A 13831-nucleotide genomic window follows, 5' to 3' on the forward strand; every position below is an offset into this window, starting at 1 on the left:
CGGGCCGCGCGCCCGGCTGGGCCCGTGCCGGCGCGCGCGCGGGCGCCGGTGCCGGGGTGGCGCCCCGGCGCACCGGGGGCTGGACGGGCGCCGAGCCTTCGGGGCGGCGCAGCGTGGCGCGCGCCGGCTGGGAGGCGTCGGCCGGCGTAGGGGCAGCGGAGGGGGCGGAAGCGGGAGGGCGGGACGGCGTATCGGGCATGGGCCCTATTGTCTCGCGCCCGCAGCGACGCCGCCGTCGTGCCAGGCCAGGAACGCCTCCACCGGCAGCGGCTTGCTGATGTAGTAGCCCTGCGCGTCGTCGCAGCTCAGCGCCTGCAGCCGCTCCAGGATGGGGGCCGTCTCCACCCCCTCGGCCACCACGGTGAGGCCGAGGTTGTGGGCCAGGTCGATGGTGGAGCGCACGATCTGCGCATCGCCGTCGTCGGTGGCCATGCCCATCACGAACGACTTGTCGATCTTGAGTTCGTCCACCGGCAGCCGCTTGAGGTAGCCGAGCGACGAGTAGCCGGTGCCGAAGTCGTCGATGGACAGCTTGAAGCCCTGCTCGGACAGGCGGTTGAGCATGGCCTCGGCACGCTGCGGGTCGTCCATGATCGCGCTCTCGGTGATCTCCAGGCAGAACTGCGACGCACCGATGCCATGGCGCTCCAGCAACGCGCCCAGCTTGTGGCTCAGCTCCGGGTCCAGCAGGTCGCGCGTGGACAGGTTGACCGAGATGCGCAGCCCCAGGCTCCGCACGCGCGGATCGGCCAGCAGGGCCGCCGCCTGCCCGAAGATCCACAGCGTGAGCTGGCGCACGAAGCCCGTCTGCTCGGCGAACGGAATGAACAGCATCGGCGGCACCAGGCCGCGCTCGGGGTGCTGCCAGCGCACCAGCGCCTCGGCGGCGGTGCCCGGCTGGCCGTTGAGCGATACCTTGGGCTGCAGGTACAGGCGCAGTTCATCGCGGTCGATGGCGCGGCGCAGCTCGGTCAGCAGCGACAGCGTCTCCGGGCTGGTCGAGTCCAGCGAGGCGTCGTACTGCTGCGCGCCGCTGAGCCGGCGCTTGGCCGCGTACATGGCGATCTCGGCGTGGCTGAGCAGCGTGTCGGCATCGGCAGCGGGACCGGGCCAGCAGGCGAAGCCGATGCCGGCGCTCAGGTCGATGGTCTGGTCGTCGAAGGCCAGCGGCGTCTCGAAGGCGTGGGCAATGCGCTGCGCCATCTCCCGCGCGGCTGCCGCATCGGCCTGCGGCATCAGCATGGCGAACTCGTTCCCGCCCAGGCGCGCCACCACGTCCTGCGGCGAGCGCGCCTGCTGGCGGATGCGCTCGGCCACGGCCCGCAGCAGCCGGTCGCCCATGGCATAGCCCAGTACTTCGTTCACATGCTTGAAGCGGTCCAGGTCGAGCGTCAATACCGCGAGCGGCGCAGCGGCGCTGCCGTCCTCTCCGGCGGCGATGGCCTGCATGAGCGCCCGGCGGAAGCGCTCCCGGTTGGGCAGGCCGGTGAGGCGGTCGGTGTCGGCCAGGTGCTGGATCTCCGCCTGCTGGCTGGCGATGTCGATGCGCATGCGGTCGAACGAGCGCGCCAGCGTGCCGATCTCGTCCTTGCGCCGGGTGTGGCCCATGGGCACGGCGTAGTCACCGCGCGACAGGCCGCGCGTGGCCTCGATCAGCGAGCGCAGCGGCACCGCCAGGCGCAGCGCCATGGCCCCGGTGCCCAGGGCGAACAGCAGCACGCCGCCCAGCGTGATCGCGCCCAGCAGCACCTGCAGCCGGCGGTACGGGGCCAGCACCTGGTCGACGGACCGCAGGATGAGCGTCTGCACGTCGCCACCGACGCTGGGCAGGGGCACCGGGCGCGCCAGCAGCGTGCCGTCCCGCGTCGCCAACTCCGCCACGGGACCGCGTTCGCGCAGCACGTCCATGGCCTGCGCGGGCAGCGTGCTTACCGGCACCGTGGTGCCGCCCTGCGCCCCCGTGACCAGGACCGCCACGTCCACCGACAGCAGCTGCTTCATTTCATCGGCCAGCGCCTGGCTCACCGGAAAGCCCATCAGCACCCAGCCGATCACCACCGGCGCGCGCAAAGGCACCAGCACGAACTGGTACGGCCGCCCGTCCATCACCACGATCTGGCTGCCCTGGAACTGCTGCGACAAGGCCGGGATCACCTCGGTGAGCACCGACCCGTAGCGGTCGGACCCCTGGCCCAGGCTGACCGAGACCAGGTGCATGCGCGTGTCGAGCAAGGCCGTCACCGACGCACCGATCCGCTGGCCGTGGTTCTCCAGCACCGACTGGATGGTCTCCACCTCGCCAGAATTGACGGCCGAACGGAAGCCGTAGTCCGCCGCCAGCAGGGTGGCGCTTTGCTGCAGCCGCTCGGCGTTCTCCTCCACCAGCCGGCGCCACACGTTCTCGTCCAGGTCCAGCGCCTGCGCCACCTGGCTGCGGGCGTTCTGCTCGATGGAGGCCCGCACCACGGTGAAGCCCGCCACCTGCACGACCAGCAGCAGCAGGAGCGACAGCCCCACCAGCCGCACGATCAGGCTGCTGCGCAGCCGGGCCTGCTTCACGGCGCCGCCCCCTGCAGCTTGACCACCAGCGGCGCAGCGGCCGTGGCGGCCTCGGTCACGGTGATCGCCTGGTCGTGCGGCGCCGCGCCGACCGGCAGGCCGGCATGCCACACGCGCAGGCGGTATGCGCCGGGCGGCACCTTGTCCAGCCGGGCGACCGGCGCGGCCGCACTGGTCTGGGCGTAGAACGGCGTGTCGACCACCAGCAGCCAAGCCACCATCTGGTCATGGATGTTGCAGCCCAGCACCACCACGCCGGGCTGGTCGAACAGCACGGGGTTGGCGGGTGTGCCCGCGTACAGCTTGAGCTCGAACTTCTTGGCCGGAGAGAACGAGTACACGTGGTGCCGCACGGTGTCGTGGTTGGGAAAGCGCACCTCGGTGCCGACCGGGATCACCATCACGTCGGGCACGAACTGGCGCTTCTGCTGCACCATCTCCACGCCCTGGGCCGGGCGGACCAGCTTGCGCGCCTCGGCCGACTCCAGGAACACGATGGCGCCTGCCAGCGGCTTGCCGCTGCCGTCCTGAACTGCCACCTGCACGGTGGCTCCGATCGCATGCGCCGCCGCACCCGCGAGCAGCAGTGCCCCCACGGCCTGCGCCCACCGCCGCCATCCGCCCGAACCACGATGCATGACGCCCCCAAAATGTAACAACGCCCGTCGCGTGCCGCAGGCTCCGCAGCAGGTTGCACCAAAACCAGCCGCGAATCAACTGCTATTGATAATGTAGCTAACTGTGCATGCACCATGAGCGCCACGATGTCCACATGGAAAGCACTGTCATACGCCACCGGCGCGAAGGGGCTTACCATCCGCCCCGCGCGCTCGCCTGCCGCTTTGTAACAGGAGCGGAGAGCCTGCGTGCCTGCGGCCCTGTCGATGGCCGGGTACGCAGGCACTGTTTTTGCTGCGCTCATTCTGCTTTCCCGCGTACTGCTTCCCAAGGATTCCACCATGTCGTTCGTCGCCCGTTTCAGGTCCCTGTCCATTTCATGGAGGCTCGGGCTGGGCTTTGGCGGCATGCTGCTGCTGGTGATCGCCGTAGCCGGCGTCGGCCAGCTGTCGGTCGCGCAGATGCAGGGCCAGCTGCGGGAGATGACGGGCCCCAGCGCCACCAAGATGCGGCTGGTCAACAGCATGCTGGAGAGCACCAGCGCGCTGGGCCTGCAGAGCCGATCGGCCGCCATGCTCAACGAGGTCGACCCTAAGAGCGCCGCCGAACAGACCGCTGCCGTGGGACGGTCGATGGAGCAGTACACCCGCCAGCAGGCCGAACTGCAAAAACTGCTGGGCGACAGCGCACACGCCAGCGCCGCCGAGCGCCAGCTGTTCGCCGAGATCCAGGCCCTGGCGCAGCAGGCCCGCCCCGAGCTGGATTCCGCCATCAAGGCCACCAACGATGGCGACACCGTCAGCGCCACGCTGGGCCTGATGACGCGGCTGGCGCCCGTCGAGGCGAAGTGGCGCGCCAAGCTGGCCGAGATGATCGAGCTGCAGAACACGGAGAACGCCGAGGCCGTGGCAGCCGCCGAGCAGACGCAGGGCCGGGCCCGCCTGGTCAGCGGCGCGCTGGTGGCGCTGGGACTGGCCCTGGGCGCCCTGATCGCCTGGCGCACCACGCGCAGCATCACCGCGCCCATCGGCCGCGCCGTGGTGGTGGCCGAGCGCATCGCCCGGGGCGACCTCACCTCGCAGGTGGAGGTGCGCATCCACGACGAAACGGGCCGCCTGCTGGAAGCCGTGGCCGCCATGCAGGAGCGGCTGCGCGCCCTGGTGGGCGAGATCGGCGCGGCGGCGGACTCGATCCTGCTGGCCAGCTCCGAGGTGGCCTCGGGCAACCTCGACCTGAGCCAGCGCACCGAGAGCACGTCGCGCAGCCTGCAGGAGGCCGCCTCCGCGCTGGGCGACGTGACGCAGACGGTGGGCCAGAGCGCCGATGCCTCTCGCCAGGCCAACCACATGACGGCGACGGCCTCCGACGCCGCCACGCGCGGCGGCGCCGTGGTCTCGCAGGTGGTGCAGACCATGGACACCATCAGCGCCAGCTCGCGCAAGATCGCCGACATCATCAGCGTCATCGACGGCATCGCCTTCCAGACCAACATCCTGGCGCTCAATGCGGCCGTGGAAGCGGCCCGCGCCGGCGAGCAGGGCCGTGGCTTCGCCGTGGTGGCGGGCGAGGTGCGCAGCCTGGCCGGCCGCAGTGCCGAGGCCGCGCGCGAGATCAAGGCCCTGATCCTGGCCAGCGCCACCCATGTGCAGGAGGGCAGCGCGCAGGTGAACCACGCCGGCGCCACCATCCAGGAGCTGGTGCAGTCGGTGCGCCGCGTCTCGGACATCATGGGCGAGATCACCGCCGCCGCGCAGGAGCAGAGCGAACGCATCGGCCTGGTGAGCCAGTCCATGGGCACGCTGGAGAACATGACGCAGCAGAACGCGGCGCTGGTGGAACAGAGCTCGGCCGCCGCCGACAGCCTCAAGGAGCAGGCCGCGCGCCTGACGCGCGTGGTGGGCAACTTCCGCCTCACGCGCGAAGCCGCCGGCGCCCGCGACTGGGAACCGGCCGACGCCACGCCGGCACCACCCGCCACGCCCGCCCTGGGCCGGGCGCCCCAGCGGCCCGCTCTGGCACGCTGAACGCCCTGCGGCGCCCCCCTGGACGGGCGCCGCAGGCCCAGCGGTTCAGGCCCGGTCCGGCCGGTTCACGCAGCGGCCGCCGCGGCCGCCCCATCGGCCGAAGCGTCCCGCCGGCTCCCGCGGGTGACGAAGCCGCCGCTGCGCAGCGCCTCCAGGTCCAGCACGCGCAGCCCGCCGTACTCCACGCGGATGGCGCCCTGCGCCTCCAGTGCGGCCAGCGCCTCGTTCACGCGCTGGCGCGACAGGCCCACCAGGTACGCCAGCTCCTGCTGGGTGATGCGCAGCACCTCGCCCAGCCCCGGGTAGAGCACCGGGTTGAACAAGGCGGCCAGGCTGCGCGCCACGCGCACGTCCGGGTTGGCCATGCGGTCGATCTCGCGCGCGGCGATGAACTGCCCCAGCCGCTCGTTGAGCTGGTTCATCACGAAGCGGTTGAAGCCGATGGAATGGTCCAGCAGCCAGTGGAAGGTGTCGATCGGCAGGCCCGCCACCACGCTCCTGCGCAGCGCCTGGATGTTGTAGCGGTAGGGCTCGCGCTTGACGGCCGTGCCCTCGCCGAACCAGCCGCCCGGCGGGATGCCGGCAAAGGTCATGGTCTGGCCCTGCTCGTTGTCGGTGCTCATCTTGAGCAGCCCCTCGACCACGCCGAACCAGTAGGTCACGGGTCGGCCGATGCGGCAGACGTAATCGCCGGCCAGCGCATCGCCCACCAGCAGCGCCTCGACGGCGCAGGCGCGCTCGGCCGGCAGCAGCGACGCCAGCCACGGAATGCCGTCCAGCTCCCGCTCCGAGGGCGGCCGCCGGCGCTGGTGAAGGGATGCGTCCTGGTTCATGCGCGGAGCATGGCGCAGGAGAGCGCGCCTGCGGCACCGGGATTACCACGATGGCCAGCCCGTTCGCGGCGGCCGAGGACACCGGCCGCGGCGCGCCCCAAAGCAGAACTATCAAATTAATAGCTGGTGGCGCTTATATCCATTGGGCTGGGCGGCATATTTGCCCATACCACCCGCGCCATCAGCGCGACGGCATGCCGTAGCGATAGCCCTGGAACGACCAGACCGTGCGTTCGGGTTCGATGCGCTCCAGCCGCAGCCCGGGCGCGGCCTGGTCGCCCTCGTGCAGCACCTGGCCGTTGACGATGGCCATGCGGTAGCCCGCGTTGCTGGAATAGGTCACGCCGGCGATCTGCAGGTTGGGCAACTGCGCGCGCACGGCCTGGGGCAGGTCGTCCTGCGCGAACACGGTGCCCGTCACGCGGGCCGCGGGCGCAGCCCGTTCGGGGGTGGCAGCGGGACCGTTCCCTGCAGCGGCGGGCCGCCCGGCGTCTTCCGCCCGCGCGCGCTCGGCCGGCGCGGCGGGCTGCGCGCGCGGAGCGGGCGCGGCCGCGGGCACGGGGGCCTGGCGGAGCGGCGGGGCGGGCGGTCGCTCGGCTTTCACCGGCGCAGGGGCCGGCGCCGGCGGCACCGCCGTGGCAGTGCGCGTGGACGGCTGCGTACCCGTGCCCGTGGTCGCTGGTACTCCCGTCGTTGCGGGTGCGGGTGCCGGTGCCGTTTCGGCCACCGGGGCTGGGGCCGACGGCGGCGCCGCCAGCACCACCCGCTCGCCCGCCGGTGCCGCGGCAGGCCGCTGCAGCCACCAGCCGGCGCCGGCCGCCGCCGCGGCCAGCAGCGCCAGGGCGGCGACGAGCGCCGTGCGGCGCCCGCCCGCGGCATTGGGCGGCAACGGGCCATCGGGCACGGGCGCGGGTTGGGAGTGCAGCCCGGGCACGGCGCCGCGGCTGCGTTCGGTTTCCGCGCGGCGCAGCGCGTCGAGGATGTAGGACATGGATCAGGTTCCTGCGCGCAGGCGCGGTTCGCTCACACCGGCGGCGCGGTTGAGCAGCATGAGGGTCAGGGGGCCGGCCTGGCCGTCCGGCACCAGGCCCTGGGCGACCTGGAAGCGGTGGATGCGGGCGCGGCGCGCCTCGGCGCCGGCCGACACCCGGGCGGGGGCCGAGGCGGCGCCGGCCGGGCCTGTGCCGGCGACGGCGGCGGCCAGCTGCTGGTCCAGCCAGGCCAGGGCGGCCGGGGTGTCGGCGCGTTCGCTGCCGTCGGGCACGCCGGGCGGCGCGCGCCAGTAGGTGGCGATGTCGCCCTGCCACAGCGGGCCCAGCGCGGCCACGGGCACCTGCACCGTGCGTCCGCCACCGCCTTCCAGCGTGGCGGTGTCACCGTCCAGGCGGCGCAGCAGCACGCCCACGCCCCCGGCGCTGCCGGTGCCTGCCGGGAAGAGCGTCAACACCACCGGCCGGTCGAGCTGGCGCACCAGGGCCAAGCCTGCGCGGCGGTTGCGGTAGCAGCGCAGGCCCTCACCCAACATGGCGGCGCAGGGATCAGCGCCGGCAGCCACCGGCGGGGTGCCCCAGGCGGCGGCCAGGGTGCGCAGCGCGCCGGCCTCATCCCAGGGCTGCTGCTGCAGGAAGGCCTGCAGAGCCGCGGCGTCCGGCAGCGGCGCGGCGGCCGCGCCCCCGGCGGCGCTGGCCGCCGACGCGCTGGTGGCCGGCACGCGGGCCGCAGCCACCACGGACGTCTGCCCGGGCGACTTGCTCCCGCCGGTTCCGCCGGCCCAGCCGCCCAGTGCCCAGACCACGCCGGCCATGGCCGCCGCGCCGGCCACCGCGGCGCCACCGGCCAGGGCCCAGCGCGCAGCGCCCCCCGTGGGCCGCGGGGCCGCCGGGCCGAACACCTCCTGCGCGGCCTGCTGCACGATGGGCTCGGTCACCGTGCGCGTGCCGCTGGCGTAGGCGCCCAGCAAGGCCCGGTCGCACAGCAGGTTGATGCGCCGCGGCACGCCGCGTGACAGCGCATGCACGCGCTGCAGCGCACGGCGGTCGAACGGCACGGGGCCGGCCAGGCCCGCCACGGCCATGCGGTGGGCGATGTACTGCTGCGTCTCGGGCAGGCTCAGCGCGTCGAGGTGGAAGCGGGCGATCACGCGCTGCGCCAGCTGCTCCAGCGCGGGGTCGGCCACCATGCCGCGCAGCTCGGGCTGCCCGATCAGGATGATCTGCAGCAGCTTGCGTTCGCTGGTCTCCAGGTTGGTCAGCAGGCGCAGCTGCTCCAGCACGTCGGGCGAGAGGTTCTGCGCCTCGTCGATGACCAGCACGTTGTTGCGCCCGGCCGCATGCTGCGCCAGCAGGAAGGCATTGAGCGGGTCGATGCAGTCCTTGACCGTTTCGCCGCCCGGGGTGGACGGCGCATGGGCCACGCCGAACTCGTCGCAGATCGAGCGCAGCAGCTCGTTCACCGTGAGCTTGGGATTGAAGATGTAGGCGACGTTGCAGTGCGCCGGGATCTGCTCCAGGAAGCAGCGGCACACCGTGGTCTTGCCCGTGCCGATGTCGCCGGTGAGCAGCACGAAGCCGCCGCCCGCATCCAGCCCGTAGAGCAGATGGGCCAGCGCCTCGCGGTGGCGCTCGCTCATGAACAGGTAGCGGGGGTCGGGGGCGATGGAGAACGGCGCGTGCTGCAGGCCGAAGAACGGGACGTACATGGCCGCGAGGATACCGCCACCGCGTGGCACGCCCCGCAGGGCAAGGCCACCGTCGGCGCAGCGGTGCGCCGGGATGCGAGGCAGGGTTAGACCCGTCAGGAGTTTCCCGCAAATTGTCGTCGCGAAGACATGGGAGCGTCAAAGCGCTTCCTACCATGCATTGCATAGCGGGGGCACATCCCGCAGCCGCCGCGGCGGCCCGCCCCGCCACACCGTCCCACCAGGAGAGGTATGAGCACCACGTTCCCCCAACTGCTGCTGCGCCACGCGGCCGAGCGCCCCGCCGCCGCCGCGCTGCGCGAGAAGGAGTACGGCATCTGGCAGACCTACAGCTGGTCGGCCCTGGCGCAGCTGGTGGAAGGGCTGGCCGCCGGCTTGCATGCCGCGGGGCTGCAGCGCGGCGAGCACCTGGTGGTGATCGGCGCCAACCGGCCGCGCCTGTACGCCACCATGCTGGCCGCGCAGTCGCTGGGCGCCATCCCCGTACCGCTGTACCAGGACGCGGTGGCCGCCGAGTGCGCCTACCCGCTGAACAACGCCGAGGTGCGCTTCTGCGTGGTGGAAGACCAGGAGCAGGTGGACAAGCTGCTGGAGATCCGCGAGCAGTGCCCCGCCGTCACGCACATCTTCTATGACGACCCGCGCGGCCTGCGCAACTACGCCGAGCCCGGCCTGCAGGCGCTGGATGCGCTCGCCGCCGCCGGCCAGGCCCTGCTGGCGCGCGAAAGCGGCTGGTTCGCCGCCCGGGTGGCCGAGACGCAGCCCCAGGACGTGGCCGCCATGTTCTTCACGTCGGGCACCACCGGCAACCCCAAGGGCGTAGTGCACACGCATGCCACGCTGCTGGACCGCGCCCAGGCCGGCGCCGAGTTCGACCGGCTGGGCAGCGACGAGGAAGTGCTGGCCTACCTGCCGCCGGCCTGGATCGGCCAGAACATCTTCAGCTACGCGCAGTGGCTGGCCTGCGGCTACGTGGTGAACTGCCCTGAATCGGCTGCCACGGTGACCATCGACCTGAAGGAAGTCGGCCCCACGTACTACTTCGCGCCGCCGCGCGTGTTCGAAGGCTTGCTGACCAGCGTGATGATCCGCATGGAAGACGCGGGCGCGCTCAAGCGCCGCATGTTCCACACCTGCATGGCGCTCGCGCGCCGCGTGGGCCCGGCGCTGCGCGACGGCCAGCCCGTGGGCTGGCTGGACCGCCTGCGCTATGCCATCGGCGATCTGCTGGTGTACGGCCCGCTGCGCAACACGCTGGGCTTTTCCCGCGTGCGCGTGGCCTACACGGCGGGCGAAGCCATCGGGCCCGACCTGTTCACCTTCTACCGCTCGATCGGCATCAACCTCAAGCAGCTCTACGGCTCCACCGAGACCGCCGTGTTCGTCTGCCTGCAGCCCGACACCGAGGCCCGGGCCGATACGGTGGGCGTGCCGATCCGCGGCGTGGAGATCAAGGTGGCCGACAACGGCGAGATCCTCGTCAAGTCGGCCGGCCTGCTGCGCGAGTACTACAAGAACCCCACGGCCACGGCCGAGGTGCTGACCGAAGACGGCTGGTACCGCACCAGCGACGCAGGCTTTCTCGACGCACAGGGGCACCTCAAGATCATCGACCGCATCAAGGACGTGGGCCGCCTCTCCGGAGGTGCCAACGACGGCGCCATGTTCGCCCCCAAGTACGTGGAGAACAAGCTCAAGTTCTTCCCGTACATCAAGGAGGCCGTGGCCCTGGGGGACCAGCGCGAGAAGGTGTGCGCGCTCATCAACATCGACTTCGACGCCGTGGGCAACTGGGCCGAGCGCCGCAACCTGCCCTACGCCGGCTATACCGATCTGGCGGCCAAGCCCGAGGTGTACGAGCTGATCCGCGACTGCATCGAGAAGGTGAACGCCGACCTGGCCACCGACGAGCGCCTGGCCGGCAGCCAGGTGAGCCGCTTCCTGGTGCTGCACAAGGAGCTGGACGCCGACGATGGCGAACTCACCCGCACCAACAAGGTCCGCCGCGGCTTCATCGCAGACAAGTACGGCGTGCTGGTGGACGCGCTGTACGCCGGGCGCACCTCGCAGTTCATCGAGACACAGGTGAAGTTCGAGGACGGCCGCACCGGCCGCGTCAGCGCCGACCTGGTGCTGATGGATGCCAAGACCTTCACCCCCGCCCGCCGGGCCGCCTGAGACCGACGCAGGGAAGAGACCAGCAGATGACCACCAAGAAGATCGGCGACGTCATTCTCGACGTCCGCAACATCAGCCTGCGGTTCGGCGGCGTGAAGGCGCTCACCGACATCTCGTTCGATGTGCGCGAGCACGAGATCCGCTCCATCATCGGCCCCAACGGCGCCGGCAAGAGCAGCATGCTCAACTGCATCAACGGCGTGTACACGCCGTCCGAGGGCTCCATCACCTTCCGCGGCAAGACCTTCGACCACATGAACAGCCGCCAGGTGGCCGAGATGGGCGTGGCACGCACCTTCCAGAACCTGGCCCTCTTCAAGGGCATGAGCGTGCTGGACAACATCATGTCCGGCCGCAACCTCAAGATCAAAAGCAACCTGCTGCTGCAGGCCCTGCGCGTGGGCCCGGCCGTGGCCGAGGAAATCCGCCACCGCGAGGTGGTCGAACGCATCATCGACTTCCTGGAGATCCAGGCCTGGCGCAAGGCGCCCGTGGGCCAGCTGCCCTACGGCCTGCAGAAACGCGTGGACCTGGGCCGCGCGCTGGCCATGGAGCCGCAGGTGCTGCTGCTCGACGAGCCCATGGCCGGCATGAACGTGGAGGAGAAGCAGGACATGTGCCGCTTCATCCTCGACGTGAACGACGAGTTCGGCACCACCATCGTGCTGATCGAGCACGACATGGGCGTGGTGATGGACATCTCCGACCGCGTGGTGGTGCTTGACTACGGCAAGAAGATCGGCGACGGCGCACCCGAAGAAGTGCGTGCTAACGAAGACGTCATCCGCGCCTACCTGGGCGCCAGCCACTGATACCGGGAGTCAAGCATGGGATTTTTCCTCGAAACGGTATTCGGTGGCCTGATGGCCGGCATGCTCTACGCACTGGTGGCGCTGGGCTTCGTGCTGATCTTCAAGGCCTCGGGGGTCTTCAACTTCGCGCAGGGGGCGATGGTGCTGTTCGCGGCCCTGGCGATGGCGCGCTTCGCGGAATGGTTTCCGCAGTGGTTCGGCTTCAGCAGCTTGCTGCTGGCCAACCTGATGGCGTTCTGCGCGGCCGTGCTCTGCATGATCGGCGTGGCCTGGCTGGTGGAGCGCCTGGCGCTGCGCCGGCTGGTGAACCAGGAGGGCATCACGCTGCTGATGGCCACGCTGGGCATCACCTACTTCCTCGACGGAGCAGGCCAGCTCATCTTCGGCAGCGCCACCTACAAGATCGACGTCGGCATGCCCAAGGACCCGATGATCGTGCTGGAGAACGTCTTCGAAGGCGGCCTGCTGCTGTCCAAGGAAGACCTCTACGCCGCGCTGGTGGCGGCGATGCTGGTGGCCCTGCTGTCGGTGTTCTTCCAGAAGACCCGCACCGGCCGCGCGCTGCGCGCCGTGGCGGACGACCACCAGGCGGCGCAGTCCATCGGCATTCCGCTGTCGCGCATCTGGGTGATCGTCTGGTCGGTGGGCGGCATCGTCGCGCTGGTGGCCGGCATCATCTGGGGCAGCAAGCTGGGCGTGCAGTTCTCCATCTCGCTGGTGGCGCTGAAGGCCTTTCCGGTGGTGATCCTGGGTGGCCTCACCTCGGTGCCCGGCGCCATCGTCGGCGGGCTGGTGATCGGCGTGGGCGAGAAGCTCTCCGAGATCTACCTGGGTCCGTTCCTGGGCGGCGGCATCGAGAACTGGTTCGCCTATGTGCTGGCCCTGGCCTTCCTGCTGGTCCGGCCGCAAGGGCTGTTCGGCGACAAAATTATTGATCGCGTCTGACGCGGTGACATAGGAGCAAACGAATATGTTCTACCGCGAGAACGGCCAGTTCAAAAGCAACTACCGCGCCGACATGGGGCTGTTCCCCGTCGCGCAGGACCGGTGGGCCATCCTGGGCCTGCTGGCACTGGCCTTCGTGCTGGTGCCGCTGATGGGCAGCGACTACTTCTTTCGCGCCATCGCCATACCCTTTCTGATCCTGTCGCTCGCGGCCATCGGGCTGAACATCCTGGTGGGCTACTGCGGCCAAATCTCGCTGGGCACGGGCGCCTTCATGGCCGTGGGTGCGTATGCGGCCTACAACCTGCAGGCGCGCATCGACGGCATGCCGCTGCTGCTGGCGCTGCTGGGCGGCGGCCTGGTGTCCACGGTGTTCGGCGTGCTGTTCGGCATTCCCAGCCTGCGCATCCGCGGACTGTACCTGGCCGTGGCCACACTGGCCGCGCAGTTCTTCACCGACTGGTTCACCAACCGCGTGAAGTGGGTAACGAATGACTCGTCCTCGGGCTCGGTCAGCGTGGGTGGCCTGGACATCCTGGGCTACGCCATCCAGACGCCCGTGCAGAAATACCTGCTGTGCCTGGGCTTCGTGGTGGTGTTCGCGCTGCTGGCCAAGAACCTGGTGCGCAGCGCCATCGGCCGCGAGTGGATGGCCATGCGGGACATGGACGTGGCCGCAGCCGTCATCGGCATCCGCCCTGTGTACGCCAAGCTCTCGGCCTTCGCGGTCAGCAGCTTCATCGTGGGCGTGGCGGGCGGGCTGTGGGGCTTCGTGCACCTGGGCTCGTGGGAGCCGGCGGCCTTCGGGATCGAGCGCTCGTTCCAGCTGCTCTTCATGATCATCATCGGCGGGCTGGGCTCCATCTCGGGCACGTTCTTCGGCGCGGCCTTCATCGTGCTGCTGCCGCTGCTGCTGAACTACGTGCCGCACTGGCTCGGCCTGCCCATTTCGACCGCGACGGCCACCCATGTGGAACACATGATCTTCGGCGCGCTCATCGTCTTCTTCCTCATCGTCGAACCCCACGGCCTGGCGCGGCTGTGGTCCACCGCCCGGCAGAAGCTGCGGCTGTGGCCTTTCCCGCATTGATCCCCGCGGCCAATGCACTCACTGCTCCCAGCGTCCGTGTCCCGTTCTTCATTCACCACAAGCGCACCCCAGGT

10 protein-coding genes are annotated in these 13831 nt (G+C 70.7%); 5 read left to right on the plus strand and 5 right to left on the minus strand.

Features of this window, described 5'->3' with window-relative positions; translation table 11 throughout:
- Positions 1 to 204: 204 nt before the first annotated feature.
- Complete coding sequence (locus QE399_RS03510; protein ID WP_309826144.1) at positions 205 to 2559, minus strand: putative bifunctional diguanylate cyclase/phosphodiesterase; 2355 nt, start codon at positions 2557 to 2559, stop codon at positions 205 to 207.
- Positions 2556 to 3197, minus strand: coding sequence for a methylamine utilization protein (locus tag QE399_RS03515; RefSeq protein ID WP_309826145.1), 642 nt, complete (start codon positions 3195 to 3197; stop codon positions 2556 to 2558). The genes QE399_RS03510 and QE399_RS03515 overlap by 4 nt, the downstream gene beginning before the upstream one ends.
- A 321-nt stretch (positions 3198 to 3518) precedes the next feature.
- Between QE399_RS03515 and QE399_RS03520 the strand changes: the two genes are divergently transcribed.
- On the plus strand, positions 3519 to 5201 hold the full coding sequence (locus QE399_RS03520) for a methyl-accepting chemotaxis protein (protein WP_309826146.1): 1683 nt from the start codon (positions 3519 to 3521) through the stop codon (positions 5199 to 5201).
- Positions 5202 to 5266: 65 nt separating this feature from the next.
- Here QE399_RS03520 and QE399_RS03525 read toward each other — a convergent pair whose 3' ends face one another.
- From QE399_RS03525 to QE399_RS03535, 3 genes are all read right to left on the minus strand, one after another.
- Positions 5267 to 6034, minus strand: coding sequence for a Crp/Fnr family transcriptional regulator (locus QE399_RS03525; protein ID WP_309826148.1), 768 nt, complete (start codon positions 6032 to 6034; stop codon positions 5267 to 5269).
- A 181-nt stretch (positions 6035 to 6215) separates the two neighbouring features.
- On the minus strand, positions 6216 to 7025 hold the full coding sequence (locus QE399_RS03530) for a general secretion pathway protein GspB (RefSeq protein WP_309826150.1): 810 nt from the start codon (positions 7023 to 7025) through the stop codon (positions 6216 to 6218).
- 3 nt (positions 7026 to 7028) lie between these two features.
- Positions 7029 to 8732 (minus strand): AAA family ATPase, encoded by a 1704-nt coding sequence (locus QE399_RS03535; RefSeq protein WP_309826152.1) that lies wholly within the window; start codon positions 8730 to 8732, stop codon positions 7029 to 7031.
- A 231-nt stretch (positions 8733 to 8963) separates the two neighbouring features.
- Between QE399_RS03535 and QE399_RS03540 the strand changes: the two genes are divergently transcribed.
- From QE399_RS03540 to QE399_RS03555, 4 genes are read left to right on the plus strand one after another with little or no spacing between them, the layout of a single operon-like run.
- Positions 8964 to 10910, plus strand: coding sequence for an AMP-dependent synthetase/ligase (locus QE399_RS03540; protein WP_309826153.1), 1947 nt, complete (start codon positions 8964 to 8966; stop codon positions 10908 to 10910).
- Positions 10911 to 10936: 26 nt separating this feature from the next.
- Positions 10937 to 11722 carry an ABC transporter ATP-binding protein gene (locus QE399_RS03545; protein WP_309826155.1) on the plus strand — a complete coding sequence of 262 codons (786 nt, stop codon included), beginning with the start codon at positions 10937 to 10939 and terminating at the stop codon, positions 11720 to 11722.
- Between the two features lie 15 nt (positions 11723 to 11737).
- Entirely contained in the window at positions 11738 to 12667 is a 930-nt protein-coding gene (locus QE399_RS03550) for a branched-chain amino acid ABC transporter permease (protein ID WP_309826157.1), read from the plus strand.
- Positions 12668 to 12692: 25 nt separating this feature from the next.
- Complete coding sequence (locus QE399_RS03555; RefSeq protein WP_309826159.1) at positions 12693 to 13757, plus strand: branched-chain amino acid ABC transporter permease; 1065 nt, start codon at positions 12693 to 12695, stop codon at positions 13755 to 13757.
- Positions 13758 to 13831 lie beyond the last annotated feature (74 nt).

The organism is Paracidovorax wautersii, from assembly GCF_031453675.1.
GTDB lineage: Bacteria > Pseudomonadota > Gammaproteobacteria > Burkholderiales > Burkholderiaceae_C > Paracidovorax.

What these genes read in the sequence shown, in the direction of transcription:
- QE399_RS03515 (WP_309826145.1), bottom strand. Translation starts at nt 3,197, where the DNA reads ATGCATCGTGGTTCGGGCGGATGGCGGCGGTGGGCGCAGGCCGTGGGG.
- QE399_RS03520 (WP_309826146.1), top strand. Translation starts at nt 3,519, where the DNA reads ATGTCGTTCGTCGCCCGTTTCAGGTCCCTGTCCATTTCATGGAGGCTC.
- QE399_RS03525 (WP_309826148.1), bottom strand. Translation starts at nt 6,034, where the DNA reads ATGAACCAGGACGCATCCCTTCACCAGCGCCGGCGGCCGCCCTCGGAG.
- QE399_RS03530 (WP_309826150.1), bottom strand. Translation starts at nt 7,025, where the DNA reads ATGTCCTACATCCTCGACGCGCTGCGCCGCGCGGAAACCGAACGCAGC.
- QE399_RS03535 (WP_309826152.1), bottom strand. Translation starts at nt 8,732, where the DNA reads ATGTACGTCCCGTTCTTCGGCCTGCAGCACGCGCCGTTCTCCATCGCC.
- QE399_RS03540 (WP_309826153.1), top strand. Translation starts at nt 8,964, where the DNA reads ATGAGCACCACGTTCCCCCAACTGCTGCTGCGCCACGCGGCCGAGCGC.
- QE399_RS03545 (WP_309826155.1), top strand. Translation starts at nt 10,937, where the DNA reads ATGACCACCAAGAAGATCGGCGACGTCATTCTCGACGTCCGCAACATC.
- QE399_RS03550 (WP_309826157.1), top strand. Translation starts at nt 11,738, where the DNA reads ATGGGATTTTTCCTCGAAACGGTATTCGGTGGCCTGATGGCCGGCATG.
- QE399_RS03555 (WP_309826159.1), top strand. Translation starts at nt 12,693, where the DNA reads ATGTTCTACCGCGAGAACGGCCAGTTCAAAAGCAACTACCGCGCCGAC.